The sequence below is a fragment of the Thalassobacillus sp. C254 genome, assembly GCF_001310615.1.
Genome location: NZ_BAXQ01000022.1, coordinates 1 through 20314, shown reverse-complemented (window position 1 = coordinate 20314; position 20314 = coordinate 1). Strand labels below are relative to the sequence as shown.

The 20314-nt window shown below is 36.2% G+C and carries 36 protein-coding genes and 1 pseudogene; 5 read left to right on the top strand and 32 right to left on the bottom strand.

All coding sequences use genetic code 11. From position 1 onward, the window contains the following. Positions 1–31: 31 nt before the first annotated feature. The 32 genes and pseudogenes from JCM19033_RS16925 to JCM19033_RS22580 form a co-directional block, all read right to left on the bottom strand. Positions 32–1762 carry a terminase large subunit gene (locus tag JCM19033_RS16925; protein WP_054637177.1) on the bottom strand — a complete coding sequence of 577 codons (1731 nt, stop codon included), beginning with the start codon at positions 1760–1762 and terminating at the stop codon, positions 32–34. Continuing rightward, entirely contained in the window at positions 1743–2063 is a 321-nt protein-coding gene (locus JCM19033_RS16920; protein ID WP_054637176.1) for a phage terminase small subunit P27 family, read from the bottom strand. The genes JCM19033_RS16925 and JCM19033_RS16920 overlap by 20 nt, the downstream gene beginning before the upstream one ends. Before the next feature lie 123 nt (positions 2064–2186). Further along, positions 2187–2399, bottom strand: a complete 213-nt coding sequence (locus tag JCM19033_RS22590; protein WP_198153550.1) for an HNH endonuclease — start codon at positions 2397–2399, stop codon at positions 2187–2189. A 93-nt stretch (positions 2400–2492) separates the two neighbouring features. Continuing rightward, positions 2493–2804, bottom strand: a complete 312-nt coding sequence (locus JCM19033_RS16915; RefSeq protein WP_054637175.1) for a hypothetical protein — start codon at positions 2802–2804, stop codon at positions 2493–2495. A gap of 52 nt (positions 2805–2856) precedes the next feature. Continuing rightward, positions 2857–3303 carry a hypothetical protein gene (locus tag JCM19033_RS16910; protein WP_054637174.1) on the bottom strand — a complete coding sequence of 149 codons (447 nt, stop codon included), beginning with the start codon at positions 3301–3303 and terminating at the stop codon, positions 2857–2859. Between the two features lie 62 nt (positions 3304–3365). After that, entirely contained in the window at positions 3366–3494 is a 129-nt protein-coding gene (locus JCM19033_RS26360) for a hypothetical protein (protein ID WP_269758325.1), read from the bottom strand. Positions 3495–3602: 108 nt separating this feature from the next. Further along, positions 3603–4025: a hypothetical protein gene (locus tag JCM19033_RS16905; RefSeq protein ID WP_054637173.1), complete on the bottom strand. Its 423-nt coding sequence runs from the start codon at positions 4023–4025 to the stop codon at positions 3603–3605. Positions 4026–4443: 418 nt separating this feature from the next. Continuing rightward, complete coding sequence (locus JCM19033_RS16900; protein WP_054637172.1) at positions 4444–4965, bottom strand: hypothetical protein; 522 nt, start codon at positions 4963–4965, stop codon at positions 4444–4446. Positions 4966–5274: 309 nt separating this feature from the next. After that, positions 5275–7134, bottom strand: coding sequence for a phage/plasmid primase, P4 family (locus JCM19033_RS16895; RefSeq protein ID WP_054637171.1), 1860 nt, complete (start codon positions 7132–7134; stop codon positions 5275–5277). A gap of 28 nt (positions 7135–7162) precedes the next feature. Next, on the bottom strand, positions 7163–7603 hold the full coding sequence (locus JCM19033_RS16890) for a hypothetical protein (RefSeq protein WP_157049943.1): 441 nt from the start codon (positions 7601–7603) through the stop codon (positions 7163–7165). 133 nt (positions 7604–7736) lie between these two features. Further along, a complete protein-coding gene (locus tag JCM19033_RS16885; RefSeq protein WP_054637169.1) occupies positions 7737–7967 on the bottom strand; it encodes a hypothetical protein in 231 nt (76 codons plus the stop codon). Between the two features lie 329 nt (positions 7968–8296). After that, positions 8297–8659, bottom strand: a complete 363-nt coding sequence (locus JCM19033_RS16880; RefSeq protein ID WP_054637168.1) for a hypothetical protein — start codon at positions 8657–8659, stop codon at positions 8297–8299. A 23-nt stretch (positions 8660–8682) separates the two neighbouring features. Continuing rightward, positions 8683–9243: a dUTP diphosphatase gene (locus tag JCM19033_RS16875; protein WP_054637167.1), complete on the bottom strand. Its 561-nt coding sequence runs from the start codon at positions 9241–9243 to the stop codon at positions 8683–8685. Further along, positions 9240–9389, bottom strand: a complete 150-nt coding sequence (fbpA, locus tag JCM19033_RS22585; protein WP_083465533.1) for a Fur-regulated basic protein FbpA — start codon at positions 9387–9389, stop codon at positions 9240–9242. Before fbpA ends, JCM19033_RS16875 begins: the two co-directional genes overlap by 4 nt. Next, entirely contained in the window at positions 9380–9577 is a 198-nt protein-coding gene (locus JCM19033_RS24410) for a hypothetical protein (RefSeq protein ID WP_054637166.1), read from the bottom strand. The genes fbpA and JCM19033_RS24410 overlap by 10 nt, the downstream gene beginning before the upstream one ends. 128 nt (positions 9578–9705) lie before the next feature. Next, positions 9706–10242, bottom strand: coding sequence for a hypothetical protein (locus tag JCM19033_RS16865; protein WP_054637165.1), 537 nt, complete (start codon positions 10240–10242; stop codon positions 9706–9708). Between the two features lie 260 nt (positions 10243–10502). Next, complete coding sequence (locus JCM19033_RS26355; protein WP_269758324.1) at positions 10503–11606, bottom strand: hypothetical protein; 1104 nt, start codon at positions 11604–11606, stop codon at positions 10503–10505. A 30-nt stretch (positions 11607–11636) separates the two neighbouring features. Next, a complete protein-coding gene (locus JCM19033_RS26350) occupies positions 11637–12221 on the bottom strand; it encodes a hypothetical protein (RefSeq protein ID WP_269758323.1) in 585 nt (194 codons plus the stop codon). 11 nt (positions 12222–12232) lie between these two features. Then, complete coding sequence (locus JCM19033_RS23710; protein WP_157049941.1) at positions 12233–12409, bottom strand: hypothetical protein; 177 nt, start codon at positions 12407–12409, stop codon at positions 12233–12235. A gap of 293 nt (positions 12410–12702) precedes the next feature. Further along, the gene (locus tag JCM19033_RS16855; RefSeq protein ID WP_054637164.1) at positions 12703–13599 is read right to left on the bottom strand and encodes an AAA family ATPase; all 897 of its coding nucleotides are present in this window, start codon (positions 13597–13599) and stop codon (positions 12703–12705) included. A gap of 269 nt (positions 13600–13868) precedes the next feature. Further along, positions 13869–14462: pseudogene (locus JCM19033_RS16850) on the bottom strand (DUF1351 domain-containing protein); the annotation flags it as partial. A 308-nt stretch (positions 14463–14770) separates the two neighbouring features. Beyond that, complete coding sequence (locus tag JCM19033_RS16845; protein WP_054637162.1) at positions 14771–15079, bottom strand: YqaJ viral recombinase family protein; 309 nt, start codon at positions 15077–15079, stop codon at positions 14771–14773. A gap of 56 nt (positions 15080–15135) precedes the next feature. Then, positions 15136–15654 (bottom strand): hypothetical protein, encoded by a 519-nt coding sequence (locus tag JCM19033_RS26345; RefSeq protein WP_269758322.1) that lies wholly within the window; start codon positions 15652–15654, stop codon positions 15136–15138. Positions 15655–15840: 186 nt separating this feature from the next. Beyond that, positions 15841–16317, bottom strand: coding sequence for an SNF2-related protein (locus tag JCM19033_RS26340; protein WP_269758321.1), 477 nt, complete (start codon positions 16315–16317; stop codon positions 15841–15843). Beyond that, positions 16259–16552 carry a VRR-NUC domain-containing protein gene (locus tag JCM19033_RS16835; protein WP_054637161.1) on the bottom strand — a complete coding sequence of 98 codons (294 nt, stop codon included), beginning with the start codon at positions 16550–16552 and terminating at the stop codon, positions 16259–16261. Before JCM19033_RS16835 ends, JCM19033_RS26340 begins: the two co-directional genes overlap by 59 nt. Further along, on the bottom strand, positions 16549–16812 hold the full coding sequence (locus tag JCM19033_RS26335) for a hypothetical protein (protein ID WP_269758320.1): 264 nt from the start codon (positions 16810–16812) through the stop codon (positions 16549–16551). Before JCM19033_RS26335 ends, JCM19033_RS16835 begins: the two co-directional genes overlap by 4 nt. A gap of 11 nt (positions 16813–16823) precedes the next feature. Beyond that, on the bottom strand, positions 16824–16967 hold the full coding sequence (locus JCM19033_RS26330) for a hypothetical protein (protein ID WP_269758319.1): 144 nt from the start codon (positions 16965–16967) through the stop codon (positions 16824–16826). Between the two features lie 79 nt (positions 16968–17046). Then, positions 17047–17373: a hypothetical protein gene (locus JCM19033_RS16825; protein WP_054637160.1), complete on the bottom strand. Its 327-nt coding sequence runs from the start codon at positions 17371–17373 to the stop codon at positions 17047–17049. 119 nt (positions 17374–17492) lie between these two features. Further along, positions 17493–17753 carry a hypothetical protein gene (locus tag JCM19033_RS16820; protein WP_054637159.1) on the bottom strand — a complete coding sequence of 87 codons (261 nt, stop codon included), beginning with the start codon at positions 17751–17753 and terminating at the stop codon, positions 17493–17495. A 225-nt stretch (positions 17754–17978) separates the two neighbouring features. After that, the gene (locus JCM19033_RS23705; protein WP_157049939.1) at positions 17979–18149 is read right to left on the bottom strand and encodes a hypothetical protein; all 171 of its coding nucleotides are present in this window, start codon (positions 18147–18149) and stop codon (positions 17979–17981) included. Between the two features lie 16 nt (positions 18150–18165). Next, positions 18166–18432: a group-specific protein gene (locus tag JCM19033_RS16815; RefSeq protein ID WP_054637158.1), complete on the bottom strand. Its 267-nt coding sequence runs from the start codon at positions 18430–18432 to the stop codon at positions 18166–18168. Between the two features lie 37 nt (positions 18433–18469). Continuing rightward, positions 18470–18607 carry a hypothetical protein gene (locus JCM19033_RS22580; protein ID WP_374701263.1) on the bottom strand — a complete coding sequence of 46 codons (138 nt, stop codon included), beginning with the start codon at positions 18605–18607 and terminating at the stop codon, positions 18470–18472. A gap of 270 nt (positions 18608–18877) precedes the next feature. On the opposite strand from JCM19033_RS22580, the gene JCM19033_RS22575 reads away from it, so the two are divergent. From JCM19033_RS22575 to JCM19033_RS16790, 5 genes are all read left to right on the top strand, one after another. Then, positions 18878–19204: a helix-turn-helix domain-containing protein gene (locus tag JCM19033_RS22575; protein WP_083465531.1), complete on the top strand. Its 327-nt coding sequence runs from the start codon at positions 18878–18880 to the stop codon at positions 19202–19204. 138 nt (positions 19205–19342) lie between these two features. Beyond that, positions 19343–19615: a hypothetical protein gene (locus tag JCM19033_RS16805; protein WP_054637157.1), complete on the top strand. Its 273-nt coding sequence runs from the start codon at positions 19343–19345 to the stop codon at positions 19613–19615. A gap of 4 nt (positions 19616–19619) precedes the next feature. Then, complete coding sequence (locus tag JCM19033_RS24405; RefSeq protein ID WP_054637156.1) at positions 19620–19820, top strand: hypothetical protein; 201 nt, start codon at positions 19620–19622, stop codon at positions 19818–19820. Beyond that, complete coding sequence (locus JCM19033_RS28400; RefSeq protein ID WP_054637155.1) at positions 19795–20046, top strand: DUF4868 domain-containing protein; 252 nt, start codon at positions 19795–19797, stop codon at positions 20044–20046. Before JCM19033_RS24405 ends, JCM19033_RS28400 begins: the two co-directional genes overlap by 26 nt. A 67-nt stretch (positions 20047–20113) precedes the next feature. Next, positions 20114–20308 (top strand): hypothetical protein, encoded by a 195-nt coding sequence (locus JCM19033_RS16790; RefSeq protein WP_198153547.1) that lies wholly within the window; start codon positions 20114–20116, stop codon positions 20306–20308. Positions 20309–20314: the final 6 nt, after the last annotated feature.

Here is a 20314-nt window from a genome sequence, read left to right as displayed (position 1 = left end):
AGTTTTCATTTTGTTATACCATTTCAATTCCTCACCCCCTTAACAGATCAGCCATAGAAATAACTTCAAGGTTATCACCGCCAGTGGAAGTAACTAGTCTTTCCATTACTTGTGTATGGGCATTTAACATGGCAGCAAACCCATCAATTTTTCTATATCTATTTGATTTTGTAGGCATTTTATTTCCATTTCGATCAATAACTAACTCCACATTGTTGATATACCAACGTAACAAAGGGTTATTATTAAAAATCACTTTCCCATCAATAAACAAGTGTTTTAAATCATCCATTGCAGGACCAAGGGTAATAAAACCTTGCCTTACCACCTCTGTTTCAAACCCATCTTCCTTAAGAGCAATGTTAAGGCGGAAAGCTTTTGCAGGGTCATAAGTGATCATTTCGATATTATATTTTTCCTTTTGTTCCTTAAACCAATGGAAAACATGCTCTTCATTGATGTATTCCTCTTTAACAATTGTAAGAAGGCCTGCTTCCTCCCACTCTCTATAAGGAATTTTTTCGTTTTCTTGCTTTACCTTTTTCTCAGGTATCCAAGAGTGAGACAAAATAAAAACCTCTCCAGTACCAAGGAGAGGGAAAGAAAGGCAGGCGCTTGTAAAGTCTTCAGAATCTGATAAATCATAACCACCTATCCCGGTTTTTCCATATAAGTCACTTAAATTCATGACTTTATTGTTTCTTTTAAGAACCTCAAAATCAATAAATGGCATTTTGCTTGCATTAACAAAGATGTTAAACCGTTTAGTAATAAAATCATTTCTTTCCTGTGGAGTTCGTTTCGCTTTATCCCATTCTTCCTGCATGTCACTGCTCTTAATCGACACACCAAGGTTTGGATTTGCTTTCACCCACATATCAGGCTGGTCAAACTCTTCTGGGTCATCAAGTTCAGCAATATAATAAAAGGTCCGTTCGTCAGTAATAAGACCATTTAATGTATCCACACCTTGCTCATAGTAATTAACAAGTGGTCCATCTAATTGATAACCAGCCGTAGTAATGTAAACAAGCAATGGTTGTTCCCGGGAACCACGAGAGTTTTTAATCACATTGATTAATTTATAATCCTTATACTCATGGATTTCATCAAAGATACCAATGTGTGTATTTAAGCCATCTAACTTTTCAGAGTCAGACGCTTGCGGCTCTATTTTAGAAAAGGTTTTATCATAATGAATAGCGTCTCGTAAGGGCCTGAACCGTTTTCTAAGTAATGGAGAAGCTTTTATCATAGCTTTTGATTCATCAAAGACCAAGCGAGCCTGTTTCATCGAGTTGGCTAGCAAAGGAATATCAGCCCCGTGCTCACCATCTTTAGAAACCCCATAGTTTGCTACACCAGAAATAAGAGTGGTCTTTCCATTCTTCCGAGCAACAAAGACAAGTCCTTCCTTAAATCTCCGTAACCCATCATCCTCGTTTATCCAACCAAAAAGACTACCAAGAATAAAATGTTGCCATGGTTGCAAAATTAACTGTCTAAATTTCCCCTTCGAAGGCCGGCAATATTTTTCTATGAACTTTATTGGCCGATGTGCTTTCTCTTCATCAAACACCCAAGGAAAACTTTCAGTTCCTTGCTTTTTAAGATCATTCAGGTGACGCTTAGCAGCCAAGATGTTGTTTTTACTAGCCAGTATTTTCCCTTGTACCACTTGCTCAGCATACCAGGTAGATAGAAGATGTGATGAAGGTTCTACTAAAACATGCAGCACCCCGTTAGAAGCTGTCGAAGTCATCCTCTTCGCCATCTCCATCAACTACTTTCTTACGCTGAGCAGGGGTCAGACCCATGGACTTTAACAGGTTGTTTAAGGTTTGAACCGTTTTAGCTATTTCGACTACAAGCGGGTTTTTGGTTAGGTTCGTAGCGCCCGCTTTGTTTGTGTATTCATACATTAAATCCTGCTTATGGATTTCTTTTTTGAGCTTTCGGTAAAATTTATGTGTTTCTAAATATAAAGAAATTAGTTCTTCATCTGATTCCTTGTATGAATCACCAAGGTAATCAATAAGTTTTTGTCTTGTAGGTACGGCCATCTTAATACCTCCTCTCAATATCCGTGATCTGTGACCCCCCTTTCATAAAAAAACATCCGCGTAGAAAAGGAAACTCCGCCGCCGGTCAGTATGTGGGTAGCCTCTCCCTTTCTTCTTAGGGGGCTATGTTATCTCAGGGTTACCTTTAACCTCGACTAACGTTATCTTTTTGCTCACTCTCTTTACAGTGCTTCCTTTCTCCGTGTGCTCTTTGTTGTGGCACGAAGGACAAATGCTTTCAAGGTTACTTAGTGTGAGCTCAAGCTCAGGGTAGTCACGCCGCGGTTGATGTGATGGACAGTGTTGGCCATGGTGATACGACCAGCACTGTAGCATGAGCAACACAAGTAATGATCACGAGCTAGCACAACCACTCGGCACCTTCTCCATTCTTTGCTTTGATAAAACGGATCAACTTTCTTCATGATTTTATCCCTTGTTTTTCCTAAACTTTTCTTTCAAAAAAAGTACCAAAGTTTCTATTTCTTTTTTATCCTTTTGAAATTGAGAGAAGAGTCTCTTCTTGATCTCAGGATCCTTTTGTTTGTCAATCTTGATTTGCAATTCTTTGATTGCTTTCTGTTTTCTTCTTATCGTTTTATCTGTAACGATGACACCATACTTTTCTTTACATTCCGGGCAGTTGAAATATGTTTCTTCAATCCCCTTCTTCTTAAAAGTTTTAGGTTTTATCTGAAACTCTTGATTGCATTTATCACAAGAAACCACACGGTTATTCATTATCTCCCTCCTTTATCAAACAAAAAAAGGACACTCAAATGAGCGCCCTAAGTCACAATTGGAATTCAATAACCGTTACAGTTATTTCAGGGAACCCCTCTTCTGATTCCCCCGCATAAGTGCCATACACTTTCAGATGTTGCCCTTCTTCTATGTTCTCCTCAATCATAGAGAAGTTTGCAATGTTGTACATTCCATGGCCATCGTTTTCTTCTGTTGTAATGGTGAACTCACCCAGCTGACCACCATCAGCCACAAAGGTTACTTTTCCTTCAATATATAATGGAGTGCCTTCTTCTACCTCTCCACCATTCACCTCAGTAAAGTTAGCTTCCATGGCTTGTTCCTTTAACCTTTCATTTAACTCTTCTTGAGTCGGTTCATTTGGTTCTTCCTCAGCTGTCACTTCACCATCTTCTATAAGTTCACCAGTTGCTTCTTCTTCCGGAGAACAGGCAATGAGTGTAAGTAGGAGGAATAAGAAAAAAATTAACTTCATAGGTATCACCTTCCAGCTCTATGTATGTGTTTCATTATACATGACCAAGAAGGTTTTCAGAACTAATCTTTCTTATCCTCTTTTTCTAACAACTTCACTACTTCTTTTCTTGTTTTATGATCTGCTCGTGAAAGCAATAATTGAAAAGCTTCTAAGTCTCTCAGCTTTATAGTTACTTTTGGAGTATCCATTATGCATGCCCCCTTTTTTAATAAAAAGAAAAACAGCCAAAAAGGATGTCTAGTCTTTATTAAAATCTTTTTTATTAATTTGTTTAATTACCGGCTCAAACTTCTTTTTTAATTCATTAAATTCTTCTTCTCTTTTTTAATTTCTAAGTCAGCATAGCTGTTGCCTTGAATATTAGCCATTCTCATCCATTGCTTAACATGAAAGTAAGAAGGCGAGTACCTCCATACCGCTTTAGAAGGATTTAAAAACTTTTTTAGGTGATCATTATTTTTGCTAAACTCTAATTTAGTTCTATGTATATTCTTAAAAAAATCAATTGTTACTACATAAGCTTCAATCCATACTATATCACTCAAAATCGCTTCAGTATTTGGCCTTTCCATCTCTAATCTCAAAGTTCTTGGATTGATTTCCTTGTATTCTATCCCTATTTCTGGTTTTGATAAATAATACTGATCTTCTTTCCCAATATTAACTATCTTTGCTATTAGAAAGGTTTGAAAAGCAATTCCGTTTCCAAAGTTTTTCACCTCACACCTTAAAGTTAACTTATTATCTTCAAAATTATGATTCATGTTTGATCTTAGCAAAGATAACCTGGGTGAATCTTGTACAAGTATTGCTCTTCTAGTAAATAAAAACAGCTATTAGAGTTACTAGTACTAATAAAGAATTAATTATATCTGCGGAATCCATATTCTCTTCCTCCTCCGTCTAGTTAATTCGACGAAGTAAGTAAGTAATCCTGTTTTATATGTTTTGTAATACAATGTGAGATGTGAGTCACTTCAACAAAAGACGCCTACTTATAACAAGCAGACGTCTTTTAACAGAATTCTATGTGAGTATGTCGGGATCCTTAGAAAGAAATCTTTTTTAGATTTTTTTCATATTACCATTATAACTCTTTCATTTACCAAAAAAAATGGCACGTTTTTGACATGAGCTTCACTTATTTAATTTTATGCCATCCACTCCAAAAACCAATATAGACAAGGTTTTCACGGCTTCGTTAGCATCCCGGTAAACGGTTCTGACGTTCGTTTTGTGACAGTCAGCGACCTCCTCAGCCGTTAATCTTTCGTCAGAGATATATAAATGATAGATGGTTTGATACCTTCTCATCTCTTCTGCCCTTCCAGATCGCTCACACATGATCTCATATACTTCAAGCATCTGATTAATAAAATTAACCATTGTTATCGTTCGTTGCTTACTTCGCTTAATGGCTTCAACTGCAAAGTCGTCACTATCTAAGCTATCCACAACTTCCTCTTTATTTAAGATAGATACTTCTTTCTCAAGGTCTGCACAATGAAGAGAGAAGGAACGATAGTTTTTAAGAAGAAGCTTTGTATTACGCAAACGCCAATCCGTTCTATTCTTCTCTTGGATCTTCTTCTCATTCTCAAGGTATTGGATCGTTGTTTGTACTGCAGCCTGGCTGATATTCTGGCTACTTCTTCCCACATTTCTTTATTCAATGGAACGCCCCTCCTTAAGTGTAACGGATCATCCGTAACACTATTTTCTTTGTTAGTTTTTTTAGCTGTTGATATATCAAGGGTTTGAGTCTACTTGTTACGCGTTACGGATAAAAGTATTTTTTCTAGTCCCTTTTACTTTTCTTTTTCTTTCTCTTTTTATTTTATATATATACTTATTACTATTATTATCTGTAACTTTAAAAGAAAAATAGTATATATACTATTATATTAGTAATTACAGCTGTTACGGATGAGAAATTTCATCCGTAACAACCCGTAACTATGTGTAACATTAATTAGCTTTCACATAAACTTTCCGCAACTTGCCATTCACTCTTCTTCCTTTCGATTCATAACCAGTAGAAGAAATTCTTCGGCTCATAGCGATTTTACCAACAGGCTTCAGACCGTTATCCTCACAATAATTCTGATATTGCAAATAGACAGTCTCCGTTGTCTTCCCTTCCACACCCATGTTTTTTAAATCCATGTCATAAAGGAAAGAAAGTACACTATCATTCTCAGTAAGATATTGATTTGTAACATCCTCAATTGTTTTGCTATAACTGATCTTGCCATTGCTTACGATTCGATTCATGCCTTCAATGGCCAACCTAAGTAAGTAAGATTTAGCTGACTCTGAGGAAAGCTTTTCATCAATCTTCGGATCAACTTCAGTTACTTTATTATCGAAGGGAATGATAACCAAACGCCTGGCTATCCCTCCGGACTTATCTTTAAACGTAGGCATTTCATTACAAGTAAAGATAAGAGTAGCCTTGTTCTTTAACTTAAACGGTTCTCCGTACAATTTTCGGACTGAAATTGTGTTTCCCGACACCAGTGTCTTAAAGTTCTTTGATCTCTCTAAATAAGCAGCGTCTATGTCATCTCCAATATTGGCCAGCTTTCCATCTAATGTTGCGATCTGGAAGGCCTCATTAAAATCTTCCAATGATAAGGTGTGACCAAGATCACCAATAAAACTGTTTAGCATTTCAAGTAAAGTTGACTTCCCGTTACTTCCACTCTCTCCAGACAAGAAAAATGCCTTGTGCGGGAAGTTGTGTGTCATTAACACGTGACCAAACATTTCTTCTAAAACAATACGAAGGTCCTTTCTATTCTTAGTGACAAAGTTTAAAAACCGATCAACGTGTTCATCATAAGTTCCTTCTTCATAAGCTACGTCTAAATTAAAAGGTGTAAACTCACTTTCAGCGGGTATAACTTCATTAGACGAATCGAGGGACCAACCATTGTTGAAGCGGATCGAAAACTCGTCTTGCTCAATGAGTTCTGCGTCTACTTCTAATCGTTTTAAAAGCTCGCTTTGCTGTCTTGGCTTTAACTTAATACGCTTGTCCACTGCACGTAATAACTTATTGTTATCGGTAATCCAGCCGTCATTTTCTGTTTTAAAATAAAGCGACTGATTATAATACTTAATTTGAAATTCACTTGCTAAGACTTCACTTGTAGTAATAATGTCTTTAGGATCCAGAAACTTATTTTTTAATTCATTAACAGTCTTGGATATGACACTTTGAATCAGCTTATCAAGCTCCCCTTTATCTAAAGGAGAAGCAAACACATGAGCTTCTATAAATTCCGCCAAATTAGCAACTTGGTCACTTGTTACATCTTTATACATTTCGCGAACAGCCAAGAGATGAGTAAAAAGGAAACTATTCCTGTTTTGGCCTTCCTGAAGACCCAGCAGGCTTTGTGATAGTTTACTAGGATGTAATTCTAAGGGAAGAGACGGTAGCTCTTCCCACCTTCCTAGTAAATGGCTGTTTTCTATCGGACGAATTCTTCCTTTTTGCTTTACCGTCCCATGTGCTTTCTTTCCTAACTTATAATCCACGTTAACGCCGCAGCTGGTAAGCTTTCCTACCCAATTTTTTATAAAAACATTCTTTGGTTTTCGGAAATAAAGGTGTATCCCCCGACTTGTTTTTACCTTTAATGTTGGGTGCTTTTGAAAAATAAGATTACCGACTTTAGCAGATTCTTTATCATCAAAGTCAACCACAACGACCTGGTTGTTAAGAATCACGCCTGCATCTTCATAATTAGTGTGGTCCGTACTGAAAGTATCAAAGTTATGCAGTGGTACTTTTCCGTCCAATTCAATGTATTTGAGCAAGGTGTGACCTCCTTTCTGTAGATGATGGTTATGGTTGGTTTCTTACGAGAGAAGTTACTGGACCAGTGCTGTTCCTCTTTTGCTGGTTAAGAAGGCTGGCTATTTTTTCCGTAGGATCAGGTGGGCATGAGGTCACTTTTTTCCTTTCTATTACTTCTCCTTTGCGTCGAAGAGAATCCATTCTCCCTTTGCATGTAACCCATGTTCTTCCTGGTAGCTGGTTTGAGATTTCCTTGTAAGTATATCCATCTCTATACAATCGTTTTAGTACCTCGTCCTCTTTGGTTGTCCAATACTTTACCGGGCGTAAATTAAGCTCTCTTGCTTTTCCAGAGCAACCATTCTTGGTTCGCCCCAATTCCTTTCCAATCTCTTCATAGGTGAAGTCTTGTTTAACCATATAACGGAGTGTGGCTATTTCCTTCTCTGACCATGGTTTGCATTTATAAGTAATGACTGGAGTGTTCACGTAGTCAATTTTTTCTACATCAATGAAGTCACCGCAGCGAGGGCAATGGACATGACTAGGAATAGGAGCGGTCAGAAAGTCTAGCTACAGTCAGAGCAATAGTACACATTGTATTTTACCTTCCTACGCTTGCTCATGTATTAATCACCTTCTCAAGCCTTTCATCTTTGTCTTTCCAATAGATCAGCTCGTCCTCTGCTCGTCTGGCACGTTGTTCTAGATTTTCAACCTTTTCGGCTTGTTCAAATAGCTCAAGTACATATTGGCATTGAAACATTTCATATGCTTCATTTCCTTCTTCCTTCACTCTTCTCTTCAAAAAGTTTTTTGCACTTAGGAATACAAAACCCTTGATATTACTCACTTCCTCACCCTCTCTCCGAACAAAATGGCTATCAGATAAAGCAATGATGCAGCTACAAGTAAAGGAGCCGTTACATGTTTGGTTAGGTACATCCCCAGTTCAATCATATACTCACCTCAACCTAATCATCCCTGTCTGGATTACATTGAAAAACTTGCCCATCGATCTTTATCACAGTGGTTTTGCCTTTTTTAGTCTTTAATACTTCTATTTCTTTGGTCACCGTTTCACCTTTTTGCATAATATGGCTCCTTCATTTTGTGGTCGTAATGTTCATAATTAAAATAACCCTATAATTATTAAGGTGAATAAAACACCACAACCAAACCCTAAATCCACCCTATTCCTTCTCTCATACTTTTCACTCCTTCGCAGTTTTGGTCTACTTTTCCCCCTTCAGAATTCCCTTCCAAAAACTTAAATTGTCTGTATTTCAAATGAACGTCAATCAGCATTTTATCAATGGCTTCTTCGTCTTTTACACCTTCTTTTGGTAAAGCCATTCCCAACGCTTGTTCATCAAACCACTTGATTTTATTCCTGGATATCTGTACTAAAAAGGTTTTCTTCACTACTTGCCTTTTACCAAGAAATGAATGCATGAAATTCAAGGTTTCTGTTTTATCAATAAGAACAATTCCTCGTTCATCAGTGTGTTTGATTGTCACTTCGTCCCCAGCAAGAAACCCCATCTGTTTCCCCCTTTGGCTATCTTCTAATAACCGTTGTTTTGGCGACTCATATTAATTTTGAATTTGTCCTTGTATCCTTCTGTGATCTTCTTTTGATCAAAACCATACATGAGACCCAACCCAAGAAGGTATTCCATCATACTTTCATACCTTTCTAACAAAATACTTTTAGGAATGCTTTTATCGTAAGCTTGTGCTACTTCAATCACTTTCTTAGCAAGAAGAAGAGTATGTGTAGTCAGGTCACTCCCAACGTGAGCTTTTACTTTTCCAAGGTGATAACCCATTTCTAAACCTAGATCCAATCCAAAATGCAGCATATCGACAAATTCTTCAAGAAGGGGATCCGCATAAGAAGGAGGACCTCCAGCTCCGTGTGGCCAAGCTACTTTCTGTCTGCGTGGTTCTTGGTCTTTACTCCAAAATTTAAAGTGCCTGCTTTCATTACTCGCTTCCCCGATCTCCACTAGGGGAGCTAACACTTGATTAAGAAACACGTCTTCATCATGAAGGTTATGTTGATCTTTAATGCGCTTATTAAGTATTGCCTGTTTTGGATACAACTCTGTTAAACTTATAATCATTCGGCTATCTCCTTTAACTCTGGTAATCTAACATACTCACACTCAATTTCTTGAAGTGATAAGGACCTAAGCGGTTTTCCCTCCCGCGATTCATAGAATCCTTGTTTCTCCAGTTCATCAATTAAATACTGCCGCCTTAATTCCATTTTTCTTCCTCCTTAAACCAGCTACATGCATGCCAATTGGCTTTGTGATCAGTGCCGGCCAGCTGTATCTCCTCTGTACTCACATTTAAAATATTTTGTCTCATACTGTTTGTAATAAAAACGCTGACACTCTTTGCACTTTCTTCCTTCCGGTCCCTTTCCGTGCTTGTAGACCATAGGGTTTTCATAAGTTTTATCCTCGTATAACTTTGGGTCAAACAATGACATAGAATCATCCTTTAAATTCAATTTAATGAACAATTTACCAGTGCAAATAGGTAAAAAAATAGGATGTCTTCCTCTTACAGCAACACCTTTAAAACTCACTGGCTTTGTTATATTTCTCTTGAACGCTTTGCAGTTCAATTTTCAACATCTCATTTTCACGCTCTAATTCTAAAAGAAGATAGCTTGAATCAAAGTCAGTTTTTTCTATATCCAGTTGATCTCCTGTGGTAATCTTGGTTTCCGTGACTACACCACTATCTTCTAATTTAGGCGAGGTGTTCATTTCTACTTTTTCAGGTTGCTTCTTATCATTCCGCCAAGGGGTATTCTTACCACCTTTTTGCACATTCTCAAATTTCACGCCTTTTAAATCCCATTCTTCTTTTAATCCATAAAACTTCACTGAATGAAGACGAAATTCATTCATTATATCTTTATCAGACTTACCTACTTCTTTCAGAGCAAGGTACTTTTGTTTGTTCAATCCGTTATTCAACATTGCTTCCATCTCCTCTGAAGAAACTTTATATTCATTTACAGATGAATCAAATTTACGTTTTTCTTTCTTACCGGTCTTAATTTCGATGTACTCACTTTCTAACCAAGATTTATTTTTATGACTCATTTTCTTTTCAACTTCCTTCTATATAACTCCCTGGCAGCTGCGTACCGATCACTAAGGCTGGCTTCTTTATCACGTGTGATTTGGTATAGTTGTTCGTTTGTTTGTTTCTTCATGTCACCCGCCACCCTTGCAGTTGTTTTTCTTTCACTTCTCCCAGGTTAATTGCTCATACAACCATACTTTTGTTCCCCATCCAATTTGTATAGCAGGAACCAGTATCTTTTTCTTCGCTTCCCCAAATAATCAGCTCCCTAGCCCCCCTAAAACAAATAACCTTCTGCTTCTTTGATGTACCAATTCAAATCAATGTGACGCTTATTCAGTTTTTCTAAGTCATCATTCCAAACAAGAGTATAGTCACTGGTATAAGGCACTTTAGAGTATTTTGTTTCTCTTTCTCGCTTAACCTTATACACAGTCCCCAACATCTTTTCTTTACCAGCAAAGACGCGATTTGTTTTTTGTAAGGGAGAAAACTCACTTGCATAACTTCCTTCTATGAGTGTTTTTTGTTTCACTTCTTGCACCATTCCATCAAACTTGCCGGCTTTTACCACATTCTGAAAGCGATCAATTTCGCCCTTTTTCCAACACTCCACCACTGTTCGATTAATTCGGGTGCCATTTATGAAATAGTCAACAAGCGATTTATCAATAATGCTAAGACTATTCCTTTCAAAGTCTCCCCCTTCATAATTAGTAAAACGTCCTTTAGCTTTAATGCTGCCGTCTTGATATTGAATTACGTAATTGTTCACATCACGCTGGACAATCTTAGTAATTACATCTACATCGAAGGTTAAATCGAACTTCTTTTCAAACATTTGGAGCATCCAGACAATAGACTGTTGCATTTCTTTCTCAAACTTTATTATGATTCCATCTGTATTCGTTTGAATTAACTCGCAGGCTGGCTTAATTGACTCAATGAGATAAGTCATAATCAACTGTCCATTAACTACAATATTGTTTGCCTGACGTGGGTTATAGAGTTTGTTGTATTTACTTTTCATGGCACCATAGGTGCTATTTAGTAGAATCTTATATACTTTTTCTTTCGGATCGTTTCCAAGTTTCAGCATTTTCCGGGTGTGGTATATCTTCTTAAACACATCAATGTTTTGAATAAAGTTGTTGTTTATAATCAGAGAAGGATAATAAGAGGAAATATCAATCTGCATAAAGTTCCCTTCTCCTTTATAATGTTCCCGGGCCCCATGAAGTCCACCAAAACCAAAAACGTGATCAAGACCGTGCAAATTATAGGTGAATTTTCTGTTCTCTAATTCTTTGTAGTCTGATCCAGCTTCATAATCTTTTTCAACCTTTTTTATAAAACTGCACGATATCTTTAGGTAACTCATCTAATGGAATTCTTTCATCATATTTAAGCTTTAAGCGGTCCTTATCGGTACCTGGTTTACTTTGCAATACTTCACTAGCAAGGTTGGCCCTTGTTTTTTGACAGAAGTGGCCGGCAACCCAAACTCTTTTATGATTTCAAACTTACTTGCAAAGTAGCTTTCCCTTTCCCCAAATAACTCTTTGGTGGTTAACACATCATTTTCACAGTATTGGAAGACCTGTTTTATTTCTTTTTTGCTCAATTTCCGATCAATGGAAAAACCAACAGGTGTCTCTTGTATGTTTTTCATCATGTTAGCTTGAACTTCTTTTAAGGAGAGACCTAACCTTATTTCTTGCATAACATCAAGGGTAAGAGGGTTAGTGAGTTTTAAATTAAACCGTTGCCCGCTAATGATTTTTTGTGAGGTGTGGTAAGGATTAATACCTTTAAGAATCGAAGCTAAAATTTTATCGTCATAGTTGTAATTGTTATATCCGATCAAGTAACTTACACTTGATAGGAAGCTCTTTAGAGCTCCCTTATCATTGTGAATGTGTGTAAGCTGACCCTCATGTTCAAAAACGATTAACCAATCTTCCTTGAACACTTCCATGTCATAGAAGGTAAACATAATATACCTCCTTAGTTAAATGGCGCCTCTTCCATGGCTTCCCAATTTTGAAAAGTTCCTTTTTTGTTTGTTTTTAAGTCAATCATGCATTGGTTCCCTATGCCCTCTTTCAATGTTTCTACCAACGTATCTGTGTCCTCAAAATCTTCAATTGTAAGGTCAACATCCAAAATCGCAGCTGTTTTCATTGCCCTTTTTTAAGTTTTAGCTGCATCATTTTTTCATTAGAGAAGAAAATGTTCCCAAAGTATTTTCGGCCTTCTAAACCTTCATTAAGGATTTCAAATTCAAATGAAAGCCATTCAGTGCCTTTGTCATTCTCTCTCCAAGATACTCCAGTCAGCATGCCATCATATAAACCGTCTGGTAGATCTTCAAAATCTCCCCTACAGCATCTGTTTAGGATCAAAGCCTTCGTTCATAATTTCTTGTGCCATCGCTTTTAAATTCATAATCAATTTCCCCTTTGTTTTAAAATTTTTTATTTAGTTACTGCAGGTCGCCGGCGTGGAACTGGTCTTCGTGGCGCTTTCTTTTCTTCTATTTCCGCTTCTTCTTTTGCTGGAGAATCTGTTTTTGCTTCTTGTGCACGTTCCTCTGCTTTCACTTTTTGTTCTACTTCTTTTTGCTTTTCTTCCTGTTCTACTATCTTCTTGGCCTCATTTACATTTGTTGATTTACTTTTATCAAAAGCACCAATTACTGTATCAAGCAGCTGTGCAATCCTTTCGTCGTCTACTTTGTCCCGGGTATAATTCTTACGTTTGCTTTCTACCTGGCGTAGATACTTTTTACCGATCTTCCGGCAAAGAATTGTATAATCAGAATTACCGTTAACAATGTTCATCCATTTGAGCTTTAAAGAAGGAACATGCTTCTGGACATCATTTTCTTCAATGGTATTTAAGCGGGAGACATAAATAACATTGAGTCCTTTTTTCATTGACAGTTCCTTCAATCTCATAACTAGGACCCGAACCATCATTTCAATCATCTGATGACCTTTTCCATAAGGGATATCAGCAATTGATTTAACATTTTGCTCTTCTGTTATTTCCTGTTCAAAGAGAGTAATCACATCATCAATCACATCTACAATTACTGTTTCAAAAGAGTGGTTGGTACTCTCCAGCTCTACAATAATGTCAGACATAAGGTCACTGGCACCCTGTGTAATTTGTCCTTTTACATTCCTTGTATGGGAAATGTTAATGGAGGGTGTTTCGATCATATCCGCATTGCCATCTGTATTAAGATTTAGAGGGTTAGGAAATTCATCTGTAAAATATGTCTTCCCATGCATTGTACCTCCATAGATCACAAAGTTACGCGGTGTTTCTTTAGCTACTTTCTTTTTATTTTCAGGTAATAAGCCCATTACTCGTTTTCCTCCTTAATTTCAAATTCAATTTGTTCCTGCCTCATAAATTCTTCTAATGCATCTAGTTGTGATTCAGTTCCAGTGACCTTATATACTTCAAAGAAAGTTTGTTCATCCTTTACCGGAGCAGTTTTTTCTTTTATCACTGTAGCTGTTTTCGTTTCCTGTTCGCATTCTTTTTCCAGTCGTTTCTGAACTTCTTCTTGGGCGTCATCTAGAATTAACGTTTTGATTTCCTTTACTTCTTTGTACTGAAGTAACTTCACATAAGCAGAGCTTAATAGGTTTGTTTTATATCTATTGTTAGCTATCTCCACTGTGTTTTCGATGATTTCTTTGTCACCCTCAAATTTTTGCTGTTTAAGAACAAGCGCTTCTGCTTTTAGGGTTAATTCCTCTTTAATGGATTTCATTGATTTACCTTTAGTAAGAAAATCACTTTCAACGATTAACTCTGATGAGTAATCAGAAGAAATATTTTGTTCACTTATCAACTTATCTATGAAGCTTTGAATCTGTTTTCTTTTTTCTTCTTTTCGATCTTCTTCAAATTTCTCGATCTGGGAAACTAAAGGGGTTACCACTTGATCAAACTTCTTGTTTAGTTCTTTACACTGCTCCTCAAACTCAGTAACTGATTTTGTTAATTTCTTTTTGGTCTGAAGACGGTAGCTGTCGACTGCTTTTTTACCTTTTCGTAAATCAGCAACTGTCTTTTTCGCCTCTGGTATATCATCTTCTGTAAAAGTTAATCCTTCGTATTTCTTTAAGTTTTGATCCAATGTAGCAAACAGCTCTTGAAAGTTAAATTCCACTTTTGCTGGTTCAAATTGAAGAGTTTTTACCTGCAGTTCATTCATTGACTTACCTCCACTTGATTTGCCAAAGTTTTTAAAATCATCTTCACTTGCTCCAGGGTTGTCTTTTAAAAACGCACACCGGCCCCAAAACAAATCAATTTCTTTTAATATTTTTTCAATGTAAGCATCATCACGCTCTACCTTTTTGATTTTTTAATCTTTCTTCTTCAAATTCAGCATCAAAGTCAGCCGGCCTTTCATACAAAGCTAGCCATCCTTGATCACATTCAAATTGGTACATATACAACTGCATCTGACTTTTATAGACTTCTAGAGTGGGATATTTACCATGAGTTTTATTTCAAGTATCAGATTTGATCTTGGTCATACCCATCGGTGTTGGAGCGGATCCCTTCACCTATTTTTGTTGCTTCCACAAAGTGTGTCTCATTCACTACATTGATGTAGTCCCTGATCTGGGGTTCCATGACGTTTCCATACTGAGTGTATTCATTGCCTTTGAAGTCAGATTTCTTAAGTCCTACTTTTTCTAGTGCTAACTCATAAGGGGTCTTATATTTATTAATTCCTAGTAGCGTGGGTACATCTGATCCACCAACATATAACTCTCTCTTCTCAATTACATTTGCCCCTGCTTGAGTCGTTAAATTACTCATAACTTGAGATCCTTTTTAAATAAGTCTTCAGTGAAATCTTTTTCTGTTTCAAAGCGTTATAAATAGCTGTTTCTACAGTTCCTTTTGTAATATAGCGGTATACGGTTACCTTTTGGTCTGTCCATTTCTGTAAGCTCTCCCAGTGCCTGCTCATAGTCCTGAAAGGAATACGTGGGAGTATAGAAAACCACCAGGTTGGAATACTGTAATTCAATGCCTGCAGCACCTGCCATGTATTGAACTAAGGTTACAGAGTTATCCAAGCCTTCCCACTTCCTTTTATCAGGGAGGTTTGTTTCCTGGCCACTAACTTCAAAGATTGTCTTTCCTAACTTTTTCATGACCTTTTTTAACTCTTCTTTTTCTTCCTGATAGTAATAAAAGAAGATCATGTTTTCTTTTGTACCTTCTGCAAGCATTTCAGAATACTTTAGTTTGTCCTTTTGATTAGCATGAAACCTCAGACCATGCTGTAGTTTAGGGATAGAATCAAAAATTTCTTCACCTAGGACTCGATCCTTCTCGATCGTTTTATATTCCTTAGTTTTCGTGAAGGACACATCTTCATAAACCAATCCGGGAAGGTCTAAACAATCTTCTTTTGCTAGCTTAATAGAGAAAGATTGATACAACTTTTTTTAATTTATCTTGGTCCTTCCATCCACTCACTACTTTTACAGGATTAGAACCAAAGAATTCATCTTCATAAATAGCATGTTTCCGGTTAAATTCCGTCTTGTTTTTGTAATGGCCAAACATGATCATATAGCAATGGTGTCACCCCACCCATTACTGGACGGAGTCGCAGACAAAAGAAGAAAATTAGTCGATGTTTTAGAAAGATTTACTCCTGCTTTTCCTCTTTGACTTGTTGGATTCTTGATATAATGGCATTCATCATAAACAACAAACCAACCATTATAGTCTTTCCAGCGTTTAGCCAGGACACCATAGCTTAGAGTCTCGTACGTAATTTCAATACCGTATTTCTCACACACAAGCTCTACCTCTCGATCCCAACCACCTTCTGCTTTCTTTTGTGGTGGGCATACTATTAAAAGAGGTTCTCCTTTTGTATGGCGTAAATAATGGTGCAAAGCCATCATTGTCTTTCCAGTTCCTGTGTCAGCAGCAATAATATAATCAGGATCAATCTTATTAAGAAGCTCTTTTTGAAAGTCATATAAGATTGAATTTTGTAAGATAGTGCTTCGTTTCTTCAACAGAGAATGAGACAAATGCAACACCCCCTGCCTTTTCAATTAATCTAATGTTTGCTTTCTGGAGCTCACTCACCTTACCACCTGGTTTCTTTACTTCAATTCCGACAAACCTCCCATTGATGCAAGCCAAGATGTCTGGGACACCTGCTTTTGAAAATAAATTCCCATGCGTTTTAATGTGCCAGGCACCAATGGAAGCAAGGTATCTTTTTATATTGTTTTCAATTGTTTTTTCAGAGAATTGACTCACGACCTACCACCAAAGATCAGCTCAATATCTTTTTTATTCGCTCGGCGTGCTTTTAATTTTTGATTTGGTTCATCGTAATAATACTTGTCTAATTTTTTTGAAGTAATTTGTCCTTCTTCCACTAGTTCTGCAATACCGATAAAATCTAATTCTTTTTGAGTCATTTCCATATCAGTTGCTAGTTGAGCCTTATCAAATTTCCGGCTGGGCTTTTGTGAAACTGTTAGCACGTAAGGAGTGTTTTCTTTATAAGCAATCACATTGCCATTTTTTAAGATGTGGCTAATGATTTTGTCTGTTTTTTATCAATGATTTCTTTTTTACCAGAGCGTTCTTTCTTTAATTGTTCAACTTTTTGGAACAACCCGTTTATTTCTGATTCACTCAGATTGGTTTTCACATTAAAATCGTTCATTTGCTATCCCCCTGGAGTGTGATATACTCACGTTGATATAAGTTTTCTATAGTCATCTGTTGCCGCAGGTGACTTTTTTTTAGTATTTTGGGTTTTCCCAGCTACAGAAAACACGGGTTTCAAACACTATAGTTGAGACATCAACTTTGAATCCTCGCTTTTCAAAATGTCGTATTAACCGTTCGTCATTATTAAATTCAAACCACCCTGGTTTTTTGTTAATGCTGATAGCCGCTGTGAATTTTCCCCGCTTCGCCTCTTCTGTTATTTTTTGAGACATTGTTTTGATTGTTTTCGTCAGCATTTCTTCAGCAGCGATAGCAACGTTCTCTTTTGAAACATTATAAGCTTCTTGTGCATTCATCCTTTTCACCTCTTTTTCGTCCTTAGGTTCATTGGCTGCCATTCAGCGCTTAGATGAACATAAGAGGAAGTTTCCTACAAGCTAGATTTTATTTATTTTTCTTCCTCTACTCTTATATAAGTAGTTCAGTGCGAAGTTGACTTCTAATATTGGTAAATTCTTTAAGGTTTTTTACTTATTTTTTTCTTTCTGTAGTTTTGTTCCAAAGCCGCTTTTGCACAAATGCGAATAACTTGAATTCTTTTCTTCTCTTGGAGAACAATCCGCATTTCATGGAGAAAACCATTCTTCTTATGTATTTCAGCCATTTGGCATAAGAATGATTCGTGGTTAACCAATTCAAGATAATCTTCTTTGGTTATGTTTTTAAATAAGTTCTTTCCAATATTCCCATCAACAAATAGCGTCATCACTTTACTCATTTCATCATCCCTCTTTCTTTTTTGATTTTTTACGACTACATTTTTCGCAAATGTGGGTAAAAAGAAGTTCCTCCTGAATAGAGGAAAAAAATTAATTAGCTTGCTTATACATTGGTAAAGTGTAAGCTTTCATGATCAAGTGAATTTGCTCGCTTCGACACTTGGACCGCAAATCAATTTTCTCTAACTCCAGCATCAACATTTGTTGGTAAACATCCATCTCATTCAATACCCCCTATCATCTACTTGAATTTCATCGTCTAGATCTTTCAGAATTGACTCCAACTGTTGAATTGTTTCTTTTTTATTGTCACTTTTAGTTTTATCGATCAAAAACATAACTTCTAATACTTTTGCCCTGATTTGTGTTATGGCTAGTTCTTTTCGTATGTTCATGTAACACCCCCTTAAATTAATACGTTTGTTGTGCAATCCAATTATTTAAAAATTCTTTTGTTTTTTCTGATGGAAAGTACCATTTATTACCCACCTTAAATTTTGGGAAGTCAGGATCAAAAAAGAACTTATCTTGAATTGTGTTCCAAGACATATTTGTTTGCCTCTTTAATTCTTTTGCATCCCAGAATGTTATTTCATTATCTAACTGATCAAGCCGCTTTTTTATTTCTTGCATGTATAGCTCTTTCAATTCTTTCTGATCTACTTTTACTTCGATCATGTTTTTATCTCCTTTCGTACATAATAAGAAGTGCTGTTTAAATCAAAGTGTCGCTCCCTTTTTGTTCACTACAGGTTAACTCAGATTCCAAAAAAATATCATCCGGATTTTTATTAAAGACCGCAGCTATTTTTACAGCCAAATCATAAGACAAACCTCGCTCCCCATTTTCTATTTGCCAATAGTATGGTTTGCTTATTCCTACTTCATTAGCAACGGTTTGAAGGGTTTTTGATGAAGAAGGCGTAGTTTTTTAATTTCTTGCGCTCTGACATCTCGTCACCACCTTTTGTTAACTCCTTGTTAACTAGATTATAAGTTAACTGTTAGCTTATTTCAACCATTTTATTCACATTTTAGTTAACTTTTTTTTAATTCATTTACGTTAGCATACTGTTAACTTATAATTGAAAGTATACGAAAAGTGGGCTTGGAGGTTGATTTTATGGGGTTTGGAGAACGATTACGTTCACTGAGAAAAGAAAAAAACATTACACAAGAAGGCCTTGGGAAAATCATTAATGTTACTAAGGTTTCTATCTCTGGATATGAAAACGGGAACAGGACCCCAGATACTGATACCCTTCAAAAACTGGCTGACTATTTCGATGTGTCTGTTGACTTCCTGTTAGGAAGAACTAATAAAGCTGCATATTCAAATAAAGAGGAAGATTGGTTAGATAAGAGGGTAGATGAAGCACTTGAGGATCCCGAAACCCAGATCTTTCTTAAAGACTACTTATCAGTCCAGAAGAAAAACGGGAGGATGTAAGAAGATTCTTAAAGTTTCTCATTATGGAAGAAGAAGAGAAAAAGAAGGACGACAAGTGACATAAATAAAAACGGTCAAAAATGACCGTTTTTATTTATTACATGAAGTTATATTTTAAAAGGATGAGGAGAGTTATATATGTCTGAACTGTACGATCAACAAGCATCTTCAATTTTAAAATTTATCTCAGATAAAGATATATCAATACAGATATTTTTCATTTCCAAAAATAAATCTAATAATGAAAATTTTTACACAGCTTATTCAACTAATATAGAGCCTAATTTACTTACTGATGAGTTGCTACCGATGATTTCTAACTATCTTAAGAAAAAGTTTAACGGCAAAAGCTTTGAAACCTTTTCACCTGAAGCATCCTCTCCTGAGGAAATCTACACATTAAAAAAGTGAACAAGTGGCAGATTTGGGTAAAATTATTGATGCTATTTCATCTTCTCAGGATTTTTTATCAAGCGGAGAAGGAGATTTAAACAACGTCCATGCATATGTAATAATAATACAAAATCATCTAGGTGAAGATATAAAGTTATTTAAAAAATTCAGCAACCCTAAAAGCAATAAAAAAAGGTATGCTTTTCGAAAAGTATCAAGATAAATTTAAAAAAGTTGCTTCTGAAGTTATTTCAATTGATGATCGAATAGACGCAATATATACTAATGATAATGTAATAATATTGAGTCAATACCAATTTGAAATATTATTCGATTATAAGAGTGAGTATATGACACTTAGAAAAAAAGTGTTAGATGACTTGAAGTTAAACAGGATAATATTTTCTCTGATTCCCAGGGTTTTGAGAGTTTGTGGAGCATTGCTATGACGGGAGATATATAAGACAATTTATGAAGGTAGAAAATTTCAACGGAATAAAAGTACTTGTAAATCACATGGAAGATCTACCTAAGATTATTGAAGACTTTGATCTGGTTATTGATTTAGATAATAAAAAAATAAAATATCAAAATAAAGATTCCTTTGCAGACGTTTTAAAATTGCTAACTGGAAAATTCGTTTATAGTGCTTTGGGACGCGATCCTATGGAAGCCTTAGGCACAAAAACAAGAAAATTAGAGTTTATTTAAGGGAAG